The organism is Plasticicumulans acidivorans, from assembly GCF_003182095.1.
GTDB lineage: Bacteria > Pseudomonadota > Gammaproteobacteria > Competibacterales > Competibacteraceae > Plasticicumulans > Plasticicumulans acidivorans.
In genome coordinates this window covers 105550-121216 of the sequence record NZ_QGTJ01000013.1, presented here as the reverse complement: position 1 = coordinate 121216, position 15667 = coordinate 105550, and the positions used below count along the sequence as shown (strand labels likewise).

14 protein-coding genes and 3 tRNA genes are annotated in these 15667 nt (G+C 67.7%); 8 read left to right on the top strand and 9 right to left on the bottom strand.

Annotated features, from left to right (window positions below; translation table 11 throughout):
* The 3 genes from C7443_RS18035 to C7443_RS18025 form a co-directional block, all read right to left on the bottom strand.
* Positions 1-699, bottom strand: a 699-nt coding sequence (locus C7443_RS18035) for a cache domain-containing protein (RefSeq protein ID WP_211346204.1), incomplete at its 3' end; no start/stop codon positions are given.
* A gap of 216 nt (positions 700-915) precedes the next feature.
* A complete protein-coding gene (locus C7443_RS18030; RefSeq protein ID WP_110020198.1) occupies positions 916-1845 on the bottom strand; it encodes a histone deacetylase family protein in 930 nt (309 codons plus the stop codon).
* A gap of 189 nt (positions 1846-2034) precedes the next feature.
* The gene (locus C7443_RS18025; protein WP_110020196.1) at positions 2035-3768 is read right to left on the bottom strand and encodes an ABC transporter ATP-binding protein/permease; all 1734 of its coding nucleotides are present in this window, start codon (positions 3766-3768) and stop codon (positions 2035-2037) included.
* A 285-nt stretch (positions 3769-4053) separates the two neighbouring features.
* Here C7443_RS18025 and C7443_RS18020 point away from each other — a divergent pair, with 285 nt between their 5' ends.
* Positions 4054-5241 carry a glycosyltransferase family 4 protein gene (locus C7443_RS18020; protein ID WP_110020194.1) on the top strand — a complete coding sequence of 396 codons (1188 nt, stop codon included), beginning with the start codon at positions 4054-4056 and terminating at the stop codon, positions 5239-5241.
* A gap of 159 nt (positions 5242-5400) precedes the next feature.
* Here C7443_RS18020 and C7443_RS18015 read toward each other — a convergent pair.
* The 5 genes from C7443_RS18015 to uvrC form a co-directional block, all read right to left on the bottom strand.
* A tRNA-Leu gene (locus C7443_RS18015) sits at positions 5401-5485 on the bottom strand.
* A gap of 8 nt (positions 5486-5493) precedes the next feature.
* Positions 5494-5567: transfer RNA gene (locus C7443_RS18010), tRNA-Cys, on the bottom strand.
* Between the two features lie 81 nt (positions 5568-5648).
* Positions 5649-5724, bottom strand: a tRNA-Gly gene (locus C7443_RS18005).
* 39 nt (positions 5725-5763) lie between these two features.
* Positions 5764-6333, bottom strand: a complete 570-nt coding sequence (gene pgsA, locus C7443_RS18000; protein WP_110020192.1) for a CDP-diacylglycerol--glycerol-3-phosphate 3-phosphatidyltransferase — start codon at positions 6331-6333, stop codon at positions 5764-5766.
* A gap of 8 nt (positions 6334-6341) precedes the next feature.
* The gene (gene uvrC, locus C7443_RS17995) at positions 6342-8168 is read right to left on the bottom strand and encodes an excinuclease ABC subunit UvrC (protein ID WP_110020190.1); all 1827 of its coding nucleotides are present in this window, start codon (positions 8166-8168) and stop codon (positions 6342-6344) included.
* 103 nt (positions 8169-8271) lie between these two features.
* On the opposite strand from uvrC, the gene C7443_RS17990 reads away from it, so the two are divergent.
* The 7 genes from C7443_RS17990 to dusA all read left to right on the top strand — a co-directional run bounded on the left by C7443_RS17990 (position 8272) and on the right by dusA (position 14598).
* Complete coding sequence (locus C7443_RS17990; protein WP_110020189.1) at positions 8272-9288, top strand: quinone-dependent dihydroorotate dehydrogenase; 1017 nt, start codon at positions 8272-8274, stop codon at positions 9286-9288.
* Positions 9289-9376: 88 nt separating this feature from the next.
* Positions 9377-10018, top strand: a complete 642-nt coding sequence (locus C7443_RS17985) for a 2-hydroxychromene-2-carboxylate isomerase (protein WP_110020187.1) — start codon at positions 9377-9379, stop codon at positions 10016-10018.
* Between the two features lie 10 nt (positions 10019-10028).
* Positions 10029-10457: a PaaI family thioesterase gene (locus C7443_RS17980; protein ID WP_110020185.1), complete on the top strand. Its 429-nt coding sequence runs from the start codon at positions 10029-10031 to the stop codon at positions 10455-10457.
* Between the two features lie 103 nt (positions 10458-10560).
* On the top strand, positions 10561-11277 hold the full coding sequence (locus C7443_RS17975; RefSeq protein ID WP_110020183.1) for a glycosyltransferase family 2 protein: 717 nt from the start codon (positions 10561-10563) through the stop codon (positions 11275-11277).
* On the top strand, positions 11274-11951 hold the full coding sequence (locus tag C7443_RS17970; RefSeq protein ID WP_110020181.1) for a lipid-A-disaccharide synthase N-terminal domain-containing protein: 678 nt from the start codon (positions 11274-11276) through the stop codon (positions 11949-11951). Before C7443_RS17975 ends, C7443_RS17970 begins: the two co-directional genes overlap by 4 nt.
* The gene (locus tag C7443_RS17965) at positions 11951-13588 is read left to right on the top strand and encodes an ArnT family glycosyltransferase (RefSeq protein WP_110020180.1); all 1638 of its coding nucleotides are present in this window, start codon (positions 11951-11953) and stop codon (positions 13586-13588) included. The genes C7443_RS17970 and C7443_RS17965 overlap by 1 nt, the downstream gene beginning before the upstream one ends.
* A gap of 5 nt (positions 13589-13593) precedes the next feature.
* Positions 13594-14598, top strand: coding sequence for a tRNA dihydrouridine(20/20a) synthase DusA (dusA, locus tag C7443_RS17960; protein ID WP_110020210.1), 1005 nt, complete (start codon positions 13594-13596; stop codon positions 14596-14598).
* A gap of 7 nt (positions 14599-14605) precedes the next feature.
* On the opposite strand, the gene C7443_RS17955 is transcribed toward dusA, so the two are convergent.
* A complete protein-coding gene (locus C7443_RS17955; RefSeq protein WP_110020178.1) occupies positions 14606-15622 on the bottom strand; it encodes an extracellular catalytic domain type 2 short-chain-length polyhydroxyalkanoate depolymerase in 1017 nt (338 codons plus the stop codon).
* Between the last annotated feature and the right edge of the window lie 45 nt (positions 15623-15667).

Sequence of the window (15667 nt, the reverse complement as noted above, 5' to 3'; positions counted from 1 at the left end):
GGACAGATCATTGGCGGCGAGCCGGCGGGCGAAGGCGAGCACCGCGCGCACCTGGCCGACGATGCGCCGGGCCTGCCACCACAGCGCCGCACCGAGCAGCAGCGTGACCAGGCCGAAGGCGGTCAGCACCTGTGTCCGCTGCTCGGCATATACCTGCTCGACGTCGGAGACATAGAGACCCAGGCCGATGATCCAGCCCCAGGCCGGGGAGAGCTTGACGTACGAGAGCTTGGGCTCGGCGACGTCGCCGCCGGCCCGCGGCCAGACGTAATCAACAAAGCCGTGGCCGTCTTTGCGGATTACGGCATCGAACGCTTCGAACAGGTTCTTGCCGTTCTTGTCGCTGATGTTGATGGACTTTCCGACCAGTTCGGGTTTCGCCGCGTGAGCGACGTAGGTGCCGTTGCGGGTGTGCACCCAGTAATAGGTGTCCTGATAACGCAGTGCACTGATGGCCCTGATGGCGCGCTGCTGGGCCTCTTCGTGGCTCAGCTGGCCCTTGCGTTCCTCATCGACGTAGTGATCGACGAGATTGCTGGCCATTTCGACCAGTTCCTCGACCCGGGCCTGGCGTTCGCTGTCGAGCTGGCTGTGGATGTTGTGCAGCAGGACACCGGCGGAAATCGCCAGGCCGGCAATGACCATGCACAAGAGAATGCTGAACTGGGCGCTCAAGCCGAGCCTGGTCAGCGACTTCATGATCTTTCGAACCTCCGCGGAATGCAGGCCGCCGGGCGGCCTGAGCGACTCAGGGGGACTGCGCTGCCGTATCGTGAACCCGATTTCGGCGCAGAACCCTGAGCATGGTCATACCACAGGAGGGTCAGTAAAACTGTATATGACAGTGTCGCTGGCCGACTGCGATACATCTACTCATCGAAGTATCGCGGTCGGCCGCCGAGGCAGAGGTGGCGTTCAGACTTCGAGCAGGGTGCGCACGTGTGCCGCCGCGCTCGCTGCCAGCGCGCTCAGTTCGTAGCCGCCTTCGAGGGCGGAGACCACGCGATTGCCGCAGCAGTTGGCGGCCACGCCCAGCAGCTGGCGCGTCAGCCACACGTAGTCATCCTCTTCGAACATGAATTCCGCCAGCGGGTCGTCGCGATGGGCATCGAAGCCGGCGGACAGCAGCAGCAGTTCGGGCTCGTGCGCATACAGCGCCGGCGCGATCTCCTGCTCCCATACCGAGCGTAACTTCACACCGTCCGTGCCGGGGCCGAGCGGGATGTTGAGAATGTTGTTGGCGACGCCGTGCTCGTCGCGGTGGCCGGTGCCGGGGTAGAGCGGTGCCTGGTGTGTCGACACGTACAGAATGTCGGCCTGCTCGGCACAGATGTTCTGTGTGCCATTGCCATGGTGCACATCGAAATCGACGATGGCGACACGGCGGATGCCGTGACGCTTGCGCGCGTGCGCGGCACCGATGGCGATGTTGTTGAACAGGCAGAAGCCCATCGCCTTTTCGCGCTCGGCATGGTGCCCCGGCGGGCGGATCGCACAGAAAGCATTGGTGGTCTCGCCGGCGAAGACGGCATCGATGGCTGTGCACACTGCGCCGGCGGCTCGCAGCGCGGCTTCGAAGCTGCCGGGCGACAGCAGCGTGTCGCCATCGATGGCCGCTGAGCCCCAGGCGGGAATGCGGCTCATGACCTTGTCGACGTAGCGCGGCGGATGCACGCGCTCGATCTGTTCAAAGCTTGCCGGTGGTGCCTCTCGCCAGTTCAGCGCAGCGAATTCGTCGGTGCCCAACGCATCAAGCACGGCCTGCATGCGCGCAGCTCGCTCCGGGTGCTCCGCGCCGGTGTTGTGATCCGAGCACAGCGGGTGCCAGAAAATCGTCGTACTCATGACTGCGGTCGCGAGACGCGCATCCGTCTCTCCTCTTTATCATTTTGTTTATTGATGCCTGCTTCCGGCTCGGTGGATACAGCCGCCGGCGCAACTCCGGCGCCGGCTCTGCCATCGTCCATGTTTCAAAGCTTAGATGTTGTCGGCCGCTGCGGGAGTTGATGGCTGTCAATGCCGCTTGCCGACGCTTCAGGCGATGACCGTCGCGGCATGGGCGATGTGCCAGCCGCCGTGGCCGTCGAGTTCGAGTTGATTGCGATGGAAGGCACGCAGCGTGCTGCGATGGCCGACGCTGACGATGGCCGTGTGCGGCAGGCGCTCGCGCAGCAGTTGGTAGAGTGCCTGCTCGGAGGGCTCGTCGAGCGCTGAACTGGCTTCGTCCAGGAACAGCCAGTGCGGCCGGCGCAGCAGGATGCGGGCGAAGGCGATGCGCTGCTGCTCGCCGCCGGACAGCGTCTGCGCCCAGTCCTCGACGGTGTCGAGCTGGGTGCCGAGGCGTTCGAGCCGCACGTCGTGCAGCACTTGCTGCAGCTGCTCGTCGTCGATCGGCTTGCGTTCCGGGTAGAGCAGCGCTTCACGCAGTGTGCCGATCGGCAGATACGGCCGCTGCGGTACAAACAGCACGCCGTCGCTTGGCAGCTCGATACGGCCGCGGGCATAGGGCCAGACACCGGCCAGCGTGCGCAGCAGCGTGCTCTTGCCGGAGCCCGAGGCGCCGTGGATCAGCAGTGAATCGCCTGCCGTCAGCTGCAGATCGAGGCCATTGAGCAGCGGCTCGCCGTCCGGACGGGCGATGTCGAGGGCCTGCACGCTGGGCTGCGGTGCGTGAGCACGCACGACCTGGCTGATGTCGGTGACGCGTTCGTCGAGCTCATCGACTGCTGCGGTGAATTGCGTCAGACGCATCGTCACCGCACGCCAGGCGGCGATGTTCTGGTAGGCATCGATGAAGAACGACAGCGAATCCTGCACCCGGCCGAAGGCGCCGGCGGTCTGCGTCAACAGGCCGAACTCCAGGCGCTGCGAGAAATAGACCGGGGCGATGACCAGATAGGGCACGACCACCGACACCTGGCTGTAGCCGGAGTTGAACATGTCGACTTTGAAGCCGGTGCGGATCAGCCGGTGGAAGTTGTCGATGACGCGGTGAAAGCGTTCGCGCAGGCGTTCGTTTTCGACTTCCTCGCCGCCGTAGAGCGCCACCGATTCGAGGTTTTCACGCAGGCGCATCAGGTTGAAGCGGTAGTCGGCCTCGACGCGCTCCTGCTGGAAGTTGAGTGGAATCAGCCGGCGACCGATCAGGTGCGTCAGCCAGGTACCGGTGGCGGCGTAGACCAGCGCGCCCCAGAACAGGAAGCCCGGAATCTGATACTGCGCCGCGCCGATGGTCAGCGGCAGCGTCGACGACAGCCCCCAGAGGATCACCGAGAAGCTGGCCAGCGTACTGACCGCGTTGATCAGCCCGAAGAACAGCGTCATTGTCTGTTCAGTGAAGTTGTTGAGGTCGTCGGCGATACGCTGGTCAGGGTTGTCGACCTGCGTGCCGATCAGTTTCAGCTTGTAGAACGCCTTGTTGCGCAGCCAGGCGCCCTGATAGCGGTTGGTCAGCCAGGTGCGCCAGCGGATGCGCAGCCACATGCGCAGGTAGTAGCGGGCGCCGGCGATGGCGATGTAGATCGCCGCCAGCCAGCCGAAATAGGCGATCGACGACCAGAACGCCGCCGCGTCGTACTTCTGCAGTGAATTACCGAAGCCGCGCTGCCACTCGTTGAACAGCACGTTCATGTAGACCAGCGCGAAGTTGCCGCCGAGCACGATCAGCAGCAGCGCCCAGGCGCTGAGTTTCTGCTCCGAGGTCCAGTAGCTGTAGATCAGCCGCCAGACGCGGGCGGCGTGGGCGCGGGTGAAAGCTTGTTGTTCCATGGCGTGTCCAGGGCAGGGGAGAGCGTGCGTGGCGCGTGGAGCTCAGGCGCGCCGAAAACAGGGAGTGCCGGCTTGGTTGATCGTTGTGGCGACAAGGTTCCGTGCCCGATGCCATCTGTGCCCGGATGCCGCGCGGCGCACACCGGTGAGGCGGGGCTGACAGCATCTCGTCGACGCGAGCGGTTCGCCAGGGTGCAGCAGTATACGGTGGCGATTGCGGACGGCTGTGTGCTGTGGCGCTTATCATTGCGGCCAGCTGCGTTGTAGACCGAGCAGGAGGCCGGCATGCGCATACTGACCTTCTCCACGCTGTATCCGAATCCCACGGCACCGCATTTCGGCGTGTTCGTCGAAAATCGCCTGCGCCAGCTGCTGAGCAGCGGCGAGGTGCAGGCGCGCGTGGTCGCGCCGGTCCCCTGGGTGCCCGGAGACTGGGCCGTACTGGGTGGCTACGCGCGGATGGCGCGTGTGCCCCTGCAGGAGATACGTCATGGCATCGACGTGCTGCATCCGGCCTATCCGCAACTGCCCAAGGTCGGCATGAACCTGCATCCCTACGGTCTGGCCTGGGCGATACTGCCGGTGCTGCGGCGGCTGATCGCCAGCGGCTTCGACTTCGATCTGATCGACGCTCATTACTTCTATCCGGATGGCGTCGCCGCGCATTTCCTCGCCCGCAAGCTCGGCAAGCCCTTTGTCGTCACCTCGCGCGGCAGCGATCTGGTGACGATTGCCCGTGACTACGCATTCCCGCGCCGGCTGATTCAGGCCGCAGCGCAGGCCGCGGACGGCCTGATCACGGTGTCGAAGTCGCTGCAGGACGAACTGGTGGCACTCGGCATCGCCCGCGAGCGCAGTGTCGTGCTGCGTAACGGCGTCGATCTGGAGCAGTTCCAGCCGGGCGAGCGGGCGGCGGCGCGCGCGCAGTTCGGTGTGACCGGCCGCGTGATCGCTTCGGTCGGTCACCTGATCCCGCGCAAGGGCAATGAGTTCATCATCCGCGCCCTGCCGCAATTGCCCGATGTGAGTCTGCTGATCGCCGGTGACGGGCCGCAGCGGCAGATGCTCACTGAACTGGCGGCGCAGCTCGGGGTTGCCGAGCGCGTGCATTTCGCCGGCGTCGTCGGCCATGCGCAGCTGGCGCAGGTTTACTCCGCGGCCGATATCCTGGTGCTGGCGACCGGTCACGAAGGCTGGCCGAACGTACTGCTGGAGGCGATGGCCTGTGGCACGCCGGTGATCGCTACCGCCGTGTCCGGCTGCCCGGAAATCGTCACCGCGCCGGTGGCTGGCCGGCTGATTCCCGATCGTGAGCCGGCGACGATTGCCGCCGCCGTCAGCGCGCTGTTCGAAGCACTGCCCGAGCGGGCCGCGACGCGGGCCTATGCCGAGGGTTTTGGCTGGGAGCCGACGACGCAGGGACAGCTCGCGCTGTTCCGCGACATCCTCGCTCGCCGTCGGCAGGCGGCCTGAGGCCGCCGGGCGCACGCTGATACGCCGCTGCGCCGCTTGGGCGGTGCAACGGCGTCAGTAGCGGGGCGTGTGTGCGTACAGCACGTTGCGGCCGCGGCGCCCGGCGAAATGCCGCAGCGCGGGCTGCGTGGTGTGCTGAATCGAGAGGATCGATACGTCTGGTGCCCGGAACCGGAATCGAACCGGTACGGCCTAAGCCGGCAGATTTTAAGTCTGCTGCGTCTACCAGTTTCGCCACCCGGGCAATCAATCTGGAGGCTAGGGTCGGAATCGAACCGGCGTCCACGGCTTTGCAGGCCGCTGCATGACCACTCTGCCACCTAGCCAGAAACTGCTGACGATAGGCAGCCGGCATGCTGCTGTTCGTCAAATAAAAAGCCTCGACGGATCGAGGCTTTTTGGAAAACTGGAGCGGGAAACGAGACTCGAACTCGCGACCCTAACCTTGGCAAGGTTATGCTCTACCAACTGAGCTATTCCCGCTCGACGTGGGGCGGCATTATAGTGATCGGCTCGCCTTCGTCAAGCTGGATGACGATTGTTTTTCATCGCCCGCCACGCCGCCGCCAGATACACGCACATCGACCACAGCGTCAGCACCGCGGCGACCACCAGCAGCCCGATGCCGCATTCACGGGCCGGGATGCCGAACAGCGGTTCGCGGTAGAGCAGCAGCATCAGTGCCGCCATCTGCGCGAAGGTCTTGAACTTGCCGATCCACGAGACGGCCACCGTCGCTCGCGAGCCGATCTGCGCCATCCATTCACGCAGCGCCGAAATGGCGATTTCGCGACCGATGATGACCACGGCCGGCACGCCGATCCACGGCGTCGGGTCGCTTTCCACCAGCAGCACTAGGGCTGCGGCGACCATCAGCTTGTCGGCGACCGGGTCGAGGAAGGCACCGAAGGCCGAGGTCTGGCCGAGGCGGCGTGCCAGCCAGCCGTCGAGCCAGTCGGTGACGGCGGCCAGGCCGAACAGGGCCGTGCACAGCACGTTGACGCTGTCGAACGGCAGGAAGAAGGCGACCACGAACACGGGCACGAGCACGATGCGTGCGAGGGTGAGCATGGTGGGGGTGGTCAAAGTCATCACGATCGTCAGCCGTTGGCGTGTAGGGCGTCGTAGATACGCTGCGCGAGCGTCTTGCTGATTCCGTCAACGCCGGCGATATCTTCAACGCCGGCGCGCACGAGTTGTTGCAGGCCACCGAAGCGACGCAGCAGGGCCTGACGCCGGCGCGCGCCGACGCCCGGGATGTCCTCAAGGACGGAGGTTCGCCGAGCCTTGTCCCGCCGCTGACGGTGGCCGGTGATCGCAAAGCGGTGGGCTTCGTCACGGATCTGCTGCACGAGATGCAGCGCGGGAGAATCCGGCGGGAGTGTAAGAGTCCGCTCCATCCCGGACAAGTGAAGGACTTCCAGTCCGGGCTTGCGGTCCGGCCCCTTGGCGATGCCGACCAGCTGCACGCCGTCGACGCCGAGCTCGGCGAGCACGGCTTCGGCCTGCGCCAGCTGACCCTTGCCGCCGTCGATGAACAGCACGTCGGGCAGCGCGGCGTCCTCGTCGCGCAGGCGGGTGTAACGGCGCGTCAGCGCCTGATGCATCGCCGCGAAGTCGTCGCCCGCGGTGATGCCTTCGATGTTGTAGCGGCGGTAGTCCGACTTGCGCGGTCCGCCGCCGTCGAACACCACGCAGGAGGCGACCGTGGCCTCGCCCTGGGTGTGGCTGATGTCGAAGCACTCCATACGCTCGATATCGTCATCGAGGCCGAGCGCGTCCTGCAGCGCCTCGAAGCGCCGGCGCAGGCCGGCGCGGCTGGCGAGTTCGGCGGTCAGCGCCATGGCGGCGTTGCGCCGGGCCATCTCCAGCCAGCGCGCGCGCTCGGCGCGCACGCGGGCCGACAGCGTGACCTTGTGGCCGGCATGCTCGCCGAGGACCTGCGCCAGCGCCGCCAGGTCTTCGGGCTGGTGCGACAGCAGGATCTCGCGCGGTGGCGAGTGCGCCAGGTAGTACTGCGCGAGAAAGGCGCCGAGCACCGCTTCGGCACTTTCGTCGGCCGGGATGCGCGGATAGAACGCCTTGTTGCCGAGGCTGCGGCCGTCGCGGAAGAAGAACACCTGCACGCAGGCGGCACCGCCTTCGACGTGCACCGCGACCACATCGAGGTCCGCACCCTCAATGCCGGCGACGTACTGACGTTCCTGCACCCGCCGCAGCAGCGCGATGCGGTCGCGCAGCAGCGCCGCCGCCTCGAAGCGCAGGGCGCTGGCGGCGTGTTCCATGCGGGCGCCGAGGACGTTGACCAGCTCGTTGCTGCGCCCCTCAAGAAAGGCGACGACGTCGGCGACGTCGGCAGCGTAATCCGCGGTCGAGATCATCTGCGTACACGGTCCGCTGCAGCGCTTGATCTGGTACTGCAGGCAGGGCCGGCTGCGGTGTGCGAAGAAGCTGTCCTCGCAGGTGCGCAGGCGAAACACCCGCTGCAGCAGCGCCAGCGTTTCGCGCACGGCGACGGCGCTGGGATATGGGCCGAAGTAGCGGCCGGCTTCGCGCTTGGCGCCGCGATGCATCTGCAGGCGCGGGTACGGATGCTGCGTCAGCAGGATGAAGGGGTAGCTCTTGTCGTCGCGCAGCAGCACGTTGTAGCGCGGCTGATGCTCCTTGATCAGCGAGTGTTCGAGCAGCAGCGCTTCAGCTTCGGACTGCGTGACGGTGACTTCGATGGCGGCGATCTGCGCGACCAGGCTGCGCGTTTTCGCCGAATCGTGATTCTGGCGGAAGTAGCTCGACACGCGGCGGCGCAGATTGATCGCCTTGCCGACGTAGAGCAGTTCGCCGTCGGCGGCATACATGCGATAGACACCGGGCAGCGTCGTCAGCCGGCGCAGGAAATCGGCATGGTCGAAAGGCGGTGGCGAAGGCATCGGCGGGTGGCATGAATGGGGCGGTGACTGCATTGTGCCGCCGGACGAGCACAGGCGGCGAGCCGATATACTGGCGCGCTTCTGACGCTGCCGGCTGTCCACGATGTCCTACGCTCTCGCTCGCTCCCTGCTGTTTCGCCTCGATCCCGAACGCGCCCACGACCTTACGCTCGCTCTGCTCGGGCGGCTCGGGGAGGCGGCCGGCCTGCTGGCGCCGACGGTGCCGCGGCGGCCGCGAGTGGTCATGGGCATCGAGTTTCCGCATCCGCTCGGTTTGGCCGCCGGCCTCGACAAGAACGGCACGGCAATCCGCGGCCTGGCGGCGCTCGGTTTCGGCTTCATCGAAATCGGCACGGTGACGCCACGGCCGCAGCCCGGCAATCCGCGGCCGCGCATGTTCCGCCTGCCGCAGGCGCAGGCGCTGATCAACCGCTTCGGCTTCAACAACCTCGGTGTCGACGCGCTGCTCGCCAACGTCGTCAAGGCGCGTGCGGCCGGCTTTCGCGGTGTGCTCGGCATCAACATCGGCAAGAACAAGGACACGCCGAACGAGCAGGCGGGCGACGATTACCTTGCCTGTCTCGACAAGGTCTACGCCCATGCCGATTACGTCACCGTCAATATCTCCTCGCCGAACACCCCGGGTCTGCGCACTCTGCAGTACGGCGCGGCGCTGGATCGTCTGCTGGATACGCTGAAGACCGCCCAGGCGCGGCTGGCGGTACAGCACGGTCGCTACGTACCGCTGGCGCTGAAGATCGCGCCGGACGTCGCCGATGACGACATCCCGGTGATCGCCGCCGCGCTGCTGCGCGCGCAGATGGATGCGGTGATCGCCACCAACACCACGCTCGAACGCCGGGCGGTGCAGGGGCTGGCGCATGCCGGGGAAAGCGGCGGACTGTCCGGTGCGCCGCTGACCCGGCGCTCGACCGAGGTGATCGCGGCGCTCGCCGCCGAGCTGGGCGGCCGGCTGCCGATCATCGGCGTCGGCGGCATCATGAGCGGCGCGGATGCGCGCGCCAAGTTCGATGCCGGCGCCAGTCTGCTGCAGCTCTACACCGGCTTCATCTACCGCGGGCCGGCGCTGATCCGTGAAGCGGTGCTGGCGCTCGATTGAGGCGCATCGCAGCCATGCGCTGAACCCGGGTTGACGCTGGCAGCCATGGCGACAAGGCTCCGCGGACCACCCGAGGAGAACGCCGCCGATGCGCACGCTTGACTGGTACTTCGATTACCTCTCGCCCTTCGCCTACTTCCAGCTTGAGGAGTTCTGCGCCCGGCCGCTGCCGGCGGACGTGCGCATCGTGCCGCAGCCGGTACTGCTCGGCGCGCTGCTGGCGGCGACGGCGACACGCGGTCCGGCGGAGGTGCCGGCGATGCGCACGCTGACCTATCGCCACTGCCTGTGGCGTGCCCGTCAGCTCGGCGTGCCTTACCGCATGCCGCCGGCGCACCCGTTCAATCCGCTGCGTGCGCTGCGTCTGACCGTCGCGCTCGGCGCCGGCGTCGATGTGGTGCGCACGGTGTTCCGCCACCTGTGGGTGCAGGGCCGCGGCCTGGAAAGCGAGGCCGACTGGGCCGCGCTGTGCGCGATGCTCGACATCACGCCGCAGATGGCCGCGGCGCGCTGCGCCGAGCCTGCCGTCAAGGCGGTGCTGCGCCGCACGACCGAGCAGGCGATCGCCCTCGGCGTGTTCGGTGTGCCGACGGCGATCGTCGACGGCGAGCTGTTCTGGGGCTACGACACCACCGCCATGCTGCGGGATTTTCTCGCCGATCCGACGCTGTTTGCCGATGCCGAAATGCAGCGCATCAGCACGCTGCCGGCCGCCGTCCAACGGGTTTGAGGAGCCTGCCATGAGCCGCATTCCACTCGCCGAGTTCGAGGAGCTGTGCCTCACCCACGTCCCCTTCGTTGGCCAGCTCGGCATCCGTGTCGAAACCCTGGAAGCCGGGCACTGCATCGTGCGCATCCCGTTCCGCGACGATTTCATCCGCCCCGGCGGCACGGTGTCGGGGCCGATCCAGATGGCACTCGCCGACATCGTCATGTACGGCGTTGTGCTGTCGCTGATCGGTCGCGTCGAACTGGCGGTCACCACCAACCTTAACTGCAACTTCCTGCGCCGGCCGCGACCGGCCGACCTGGTCGGCGACGGCCGCATCCTCAAACTCGGCAAGCGGCTCGCGGTCGGCGAGGTACTGCTGTATTCGAGCGGTGAGGCCGAGCCGGTCGCACACGTCACCTGCACCTACTCAATTCCGCCGCACGGCACCGGCGGCTGACCCATGCATCCATGCAAGCGGCCGATTCACCGACGTTTTTACCCTGCACCAAAACCGGGACATGACGTAGAATCGACCGCAATTTTTTTCGCCTGGAATCAAGATGGACTTATCAGTCGTGGTACCCGTCCACAACGAGGCCGAGAACATCGACCCGCTGCTCGATGAAATCGCCGCCGCCCTCGATGGACGCTTCGAATACGAGATCGTCTACGTCAACGACGGCAGCCTCGACGAGACGCCCGCGCGCCTCGCCGCTGCGCAGCAACGGCTGCCGCAGCTGCGGGTGATCACCCATCGTCGCGCCTGCGGTCAGAGCACCGCGGTGCACAGCGGCGTGCGCCACGCCCGCGGTCGGCTGATCGCCACGCTCGACGGCGACGGTCAGAACGATCCGGCGGACATTCCCCGGCTGGTCGCCGTGCTGCAGGCCGCGGGCCGGCCGCCGCGGCTGGTGATGGCCGCCGGCTACCGGCGCAAGCGCCAGGACAGCTGGATCAAGCGCATTTCCTCGAAGATCGCCAACGGCGTGCGCTCACGCCTGCTCGGCGATGCCACGCCGGATACCGGCTGCGGCCTCAAGGTGTTCGAGCGCGCGGTGTTCCTGCAGCTGCCGTACTTCGATCACATGCACCGCTTCCTGCCGGCGCTGGTGCGCCGCGCCGGGCTGGAGCTGGTGTCGGTGGAGGTCAACCACCGTCACCGCACCCGTGGCGTGTCCAAGTACGGCACGCTCGACCGGCTGGCGGTCGGCATCGTCGACCTGCTCGGCGTGATGTGGCTGCAGCGGCGCGCGCGCGTTCCGGAGATTGTTGAATGAACAAGCTGGACCCGATCTGGACCGTGGTCGGCCTGATCGCGCAGGGCGCGTTTTCGGCGCGCTTCCTGGTGCAGTGGATACTCTCCGAGCGGGCGCGCAAGAGCCTGATGCCGATCCATTTCTGGTACTTCAGCATCCTCGGCTCAGCGCTGCTGCTGGCGTATGCCACGCACCAGCGCGATCTGGTCATCAGCCTCGGGCAGATGGCCGGGCTGGCGATCTACCTGCGCAACCTGGAGCTGATCCACCGCCACGAGCGCGGCCACGCGGCGCTGTTCCTGTGGCCGTGGCTGACGCTGACGGCGCTCGCCGTCGCCGCCGGCTGGGCCTCGACGCCGGTGCCGGTGGTGCATGCGATCACCGAGGCCGATCCGCTGTGGACGGTGATCGGCATGGTCGGTCAGGTGCTGTTCACCGGCCGCTTCGTCGTGCAGCTGTATTTCTCCGAGCGCGCCGGCCAGCCGGTCAATCCGATCCACTTCTGGTATCTGTCGATGAGCGGCAGTGCCCTGCTGCTGGCCTATGCCATCTCGCAGCGCGACCCGGTCATCATCCTCGGCCAGACCTTCGGCGTCGTCGTCTACGTGCGCAATCTGCGTCTGATCCGCAAGCAGGCGCGCCGTGAGCGCCGCGCCGCCGAGCGCGCCGAGTCGTCCTCGCGGGCCGCGTCCTGATGCAGCGCCTGCTCAATGCCTGCGGCCTGCTGCTGCTCTGGGGCCTGCTGACGGCCGTCGCCCTGTGGGCGCGGCCGCTGGCGCCGATCGACGAGACCCGCTACGCCGCCGTCGCCTGGGACATGTGGGCGCACGGGGACTGGCTGGTGCCGCACCTCAACGGCGAGGCCTACAGCCACAAGCCGCCGCTGCTGTTCTGGCTGATCCAGCTCGGCTGGGCGGTGTTCGGCGTCGTCGACTGGGCGCCGCGGCTGATCACCGCGCTGGCCACGCTGGCCGACCTGTTCCTGCTCGGCGCGCTGGCCCGCCGCCTGTGGCCGCAGGATGCCGCGAGCGCGCGGCTGGTACCGTGGCTGTTCTACGGCTGCTTCTACGTCGCACTGTTCGGCACGATGCTGATGTTCGATCTGCTGCTGGCGACCACGGTACTGCTCGGCCTGCTCGGCCTGCTCGGCGCTGCCGAACATGGCGGCCGCGGTCACTGGGCGCTGTATGCGCTCGGCATCGGCCTCGGCGTGCTCTGCAAGGGGCCGGCGGTGCTGGTGTACCTGCTGCCGGTGGCGCTGCTCGCGCCGTGGTGGCAGGGCGGGGCGCGTGTCGGTGGCTGGTGGCGCTGGTATCGCAATGTCGGACTGGCGGTGCTCGCCGGTGCGGCGCTGGCGCTGTGCTGGGCGCTGCCGGCGGCGATCGTCGGCGGCGCCGAATATCGCGAGATGATCTTCTGGGGGCAGACCGCCGGGCGCATGGTGCAGTCCTTCGCCCATCAGCGGCCGTGGTGGTGGTACCTGCCGATCCTGCCGGCGATCCTGCTGCCCTGGCCGCTGTGGCTGCCGCTGTGGCGCGCACTGCCGGGCCTGCGCACCGACTTCGGCCGTGCCGGGCGTTTTTGCGCGGCCTGGTTCCTGCCGGGCTTCCTGGTGTTTTCAGCGGTCAGCGGCAAGCAGGTGCATTACCTGCTGCCCCTGCTGCCGGCACTGCTGCTGCTCGCCGCGCGGGCGCTGACGCAGCGGCCGCGCGCCGGCGGCTGGCTCGGTCACGCGCTGGTGCTGGCGCCGTTTGCGCTGCTCGGCCTGGTCGCCGCTATAGGGCCGTTCCTCGCCGCACGCCAGGGTTGGCCGGACTGGGTCGCCGAGGTCTCGCCGTTGTGGGGCCTGGGTGTGGTGCTGCTGGTGCTGGCGTGGGCGCGCGTGCTGCAGGCGCGCCGCGATCCGCGCTGGCTGGTCGTGCTGCCGGTGCTCTGCGGCGTGCTGCTCTACGCCGGCGTGGTCCGCATCGCCGCACCGACGCTCGACGCCCGCCCGATCGCCGCACAGATCGCCGCGCTGCAGGCGCAGGGCGTCAGCGTGGCGCACCCCGGCAAGTATCACGGCGAGTTCCAGTTCGCCGGGCGTCTGCAGCAGCCGCTGCAGGTGATCGCGCGCGGCAGCGAACTCGACTGGGCGAAGGCCAACCCGCAGGGCGCTCTGCTGCTGCGCCATCGTGCGCTTGATGCGCAGGCGCGCGCGGCGGCCGTGTTCGTGCAGCCCTACCGCGAGCGGGAAGCCGCGCTGTGGCGGGCGGCAACGCTGATCGAGCACCCCGAGTATCTGGCCGGCGAGGACGCCGGCCGCGACGACAAGCCCGATTCCGACGACTGATGATGATGACCGATCCGCTGGCCCGTGCCCGCCGCCTGTCGGTGGCGCCGATGCTCGACTGGACGACGCGCGACTACCGCTACTTCGCCCGCCTGCTCAGCCGCAACGTGCTGCTCTACACCGAGATGGTGACCACCGGCGCGATCCTGCACGGCGATGCCGCGCGCCATCTCGCCTTTGACGAGGCCGAGCATCCGCTGGCGCTGCAGCTCGGCGGTTCCGATCCGCGCGCGCTCGCCGTCTGCGCGCGGCTGGCGGTCGAGCAGTTCGGCTATGACGAGATCAATCTCAACTGCGGCTGCCCGTCCGATCGCGTGCAGGAAGGCCGCTTCGGCGCCTGCCTGATGGCCGAGCCGGCGCTGGTCGCCGACTGCGTCGCGGCGATGCGCGCGGTGCTGCCGGCGCAGGTGCCGGTGACGGTGAAGACGCGCATCGGCATCGACCAGCGCGATTCCTACGCCGAGCTGCTGCAGTTCATCGAGCCGGTGGCCGCGGCCGGCTGTGGCGTGTTCATCATCCACGCCCGCAAGGCCTGGCTGTCCGGGCTGTCCCCGAAGGAAAACCGCGAGATCCCGCCGCTGCGCTACGAGGTTGCGCGGGCGCTCAAGCGGGATTTCCCGGCGCTGTCGATCAGCCTCAACGGCGGCGTGCACACGCTCGACGAGGCCTGCACGCACCTGCAGTGGGCGGACGGCGTGATGATCGGCCGCGCCGCCTACGAAAATCCCTGGCTGCTGGCCGCGGCCGATGCCCGCATCTACGGCGAGGCGTCGCAGCCGCTCGATCGTCACGCCGTTGTCGTGGCGCTGGAGCCTTACGTCGAGCGCCACCTCGCGCGCGGCGGCCAGCTCGCTCACGTCACCCGCCACATCCTCGGCCTGTTCCAGGGCTTGCCGGGCGCGCGCGGCTGGCGGCGCTATCTGTCGGAAAACGCCCACCGCCGCGGCGCCGGCATCGAAGTGCTGCGCGCCGCGGCGGCGCGGGTGCCGCGCACCGGGCTGGCGGCCTGAGCGCGCCTCAGGGCGCGGCGAGCAGGGTGTCGACCATCGACTTGATCGCCTGCATCTGCACCGCCGATTTCACCGCGTAGTTCAGCCCGGTGTAGCCGAACCAGTCCCAGCAGCCCTGCGGATTGAACGGAATCAGCGACTTGTCGACCTGCGGGTAGAGCACCAGCAGGTTATTGGTGTCGGCCCACTGGTTGTAGCCGGTGTCGGTATAGAACTTGTCGCCGACCACCGCGGCCGACTGCGCACAGCCGTGAATGGCGACGTGCACCCGGCAGGGCTGGCCGTCGGCGCAGGCCTTGGGCACGTAGACGTAGGCGGTATCGGCCATTGCGCTGGTGGCCGGCGCGAAGGCGCGCTGGTTGAAGGCGATGATCTGCCCGGACGGCTGCGTCGCCGGTGGATTCAGCGGGCCGTAGATGTGCGTCAGGATCGCGCCGGCCTGATCGTAGCCCTGGCCGTCGACATTGCAGTGGCTGATATAGGGCGAGGCGTTGGCGTCGCAGGCGTTGCCGAAGCTCGGCGTGATCACCGCGTGGCCGGCCGGCACGTCGTTGACGTAGAGCAGATTGGCGTCCGGCACGCCGGCGAGCTTGAAGAAGGCGACCGTGGCGTCGACCGCCTGCTGGCGCACCACGGTGTCGTCGGTGCCGCTGAATACATAGATGCGGTCGTTTTTCAGGTCGCTGAGCGGATCGATCTGGCCCAGTGCCGCGGCCGATTCGGCTGCATCGACCATCAGCGCCGGATTCGGTGGCACGAACGGTACCTGGCCCATGCAGATCGCGGCGTTGGCGACGTTGCCGGCGGCACAGTAGTACGGCCCGCCGGCGACGATGCCAGCCCCCTTGATGCTGCCCGAGAACGCGACCTGGTACTGCACCGCCATGAAGGCGCCGGAGGACAGCCCCGACACCGAGGTCTGGGTCGGATCGCCGTGGAACGATGGCAGTTTATCGGCGGCCGCGGCGCTGCCGCTCAAAGCGACGAGCAGGGCCAGACTCAGGGTAAAACGCAGGCTCGACATGGGCTGATTCCTCCTGGTGGGTGCTCGGCGCACGATGCGGGAGCA

Coding starts and splice junctions, on each gene's coding strand:
- C7443_RS18030 (WP_110020198.1), bottom strand. CDS start 1,845: ATGAGTACGACGATTTTCTGGCACCCGCTGTGCTCGGATCACAACACC.
- C7443_RS18025 (WP_110020196.1), bottom strand. CDS start 3,768: ATGGAACAACAAGCTTTCACCCGCGCCCACGCCGCCCGCGTCTGGCGG.
- C7443_RS18020 (WP_110020194.1), top strand. CDS start 4,054: ATGCGCATACTGACCTTCTCCACGCTGTATCCGAATCCCACGGCACCG.
- pgsA (WP_110020192.1), bottom strand. CDS start 6,333: ATGACTTTGACCACCCCCACCATGCTCACCCTCGCACGCATCGTGCTC.
- uvrC (WP_110020190.1), bottom strand. CDS start 8,168: ATGCCTTCGCCACCGCCTTTCGACCATGCCGATTTCCTGCGCCGGCTG.
- C7443_RS17990 (WP_110020189.1), top strand. CDS start 8,272: ATGTCCTACGCTCTCGCTCGCTCCCTGCTGTTTCGCCTCGATCCCGAA.
- C7443_RS17985 (WP_110020187.1), top strand. CDS start 9,377: ATGCGCACGCTTGACTGGTACTTCGATTACCTCTCGCCCTTCGCCTAC.
- C7443_RS17980 (WP_110020185.1), top strand. CDS start 10,029: ATGAGCCGCATTCCACTCGCCGAGTTCGAGGAGCTGTGCCTCACCCAC.
- C7443_RS17975 (WP_110020183.1), top strand. CDS start 10,561: ATGGACTTATCAGTCGTGGTACCCGTCCACAACGAGGCCGAGAACATC.
- C7443_RS17970 (WP_110020181.1), top strand. CDS start 11,274: ATGAACAAGCTGGACCCGATCTGGACCGTGGTCGGCCTGATCGCGCAG.
- C7443_RS17965 (WP_110020180.1), top strand. CDS start 11,951: ATGCAGCGCCTGCTCAATGCCTGCGGCCTGCTGCTGCTCTGGGGCCTG.
- dusA (WP_110020210.1), top strand. CDS start 13,594: ATGACCGATCCGCTGGCCCGTGCCCGCCGCCTGTCGGTGGCGCCGATG.
- C7443_RS17955 (WP_110020178.1), bottom strand. CDS start 15,622: ATGTCGAGCCTGCGTTTTACCCTGAGTCTGGCCCTGCTCGTCGCTTTG.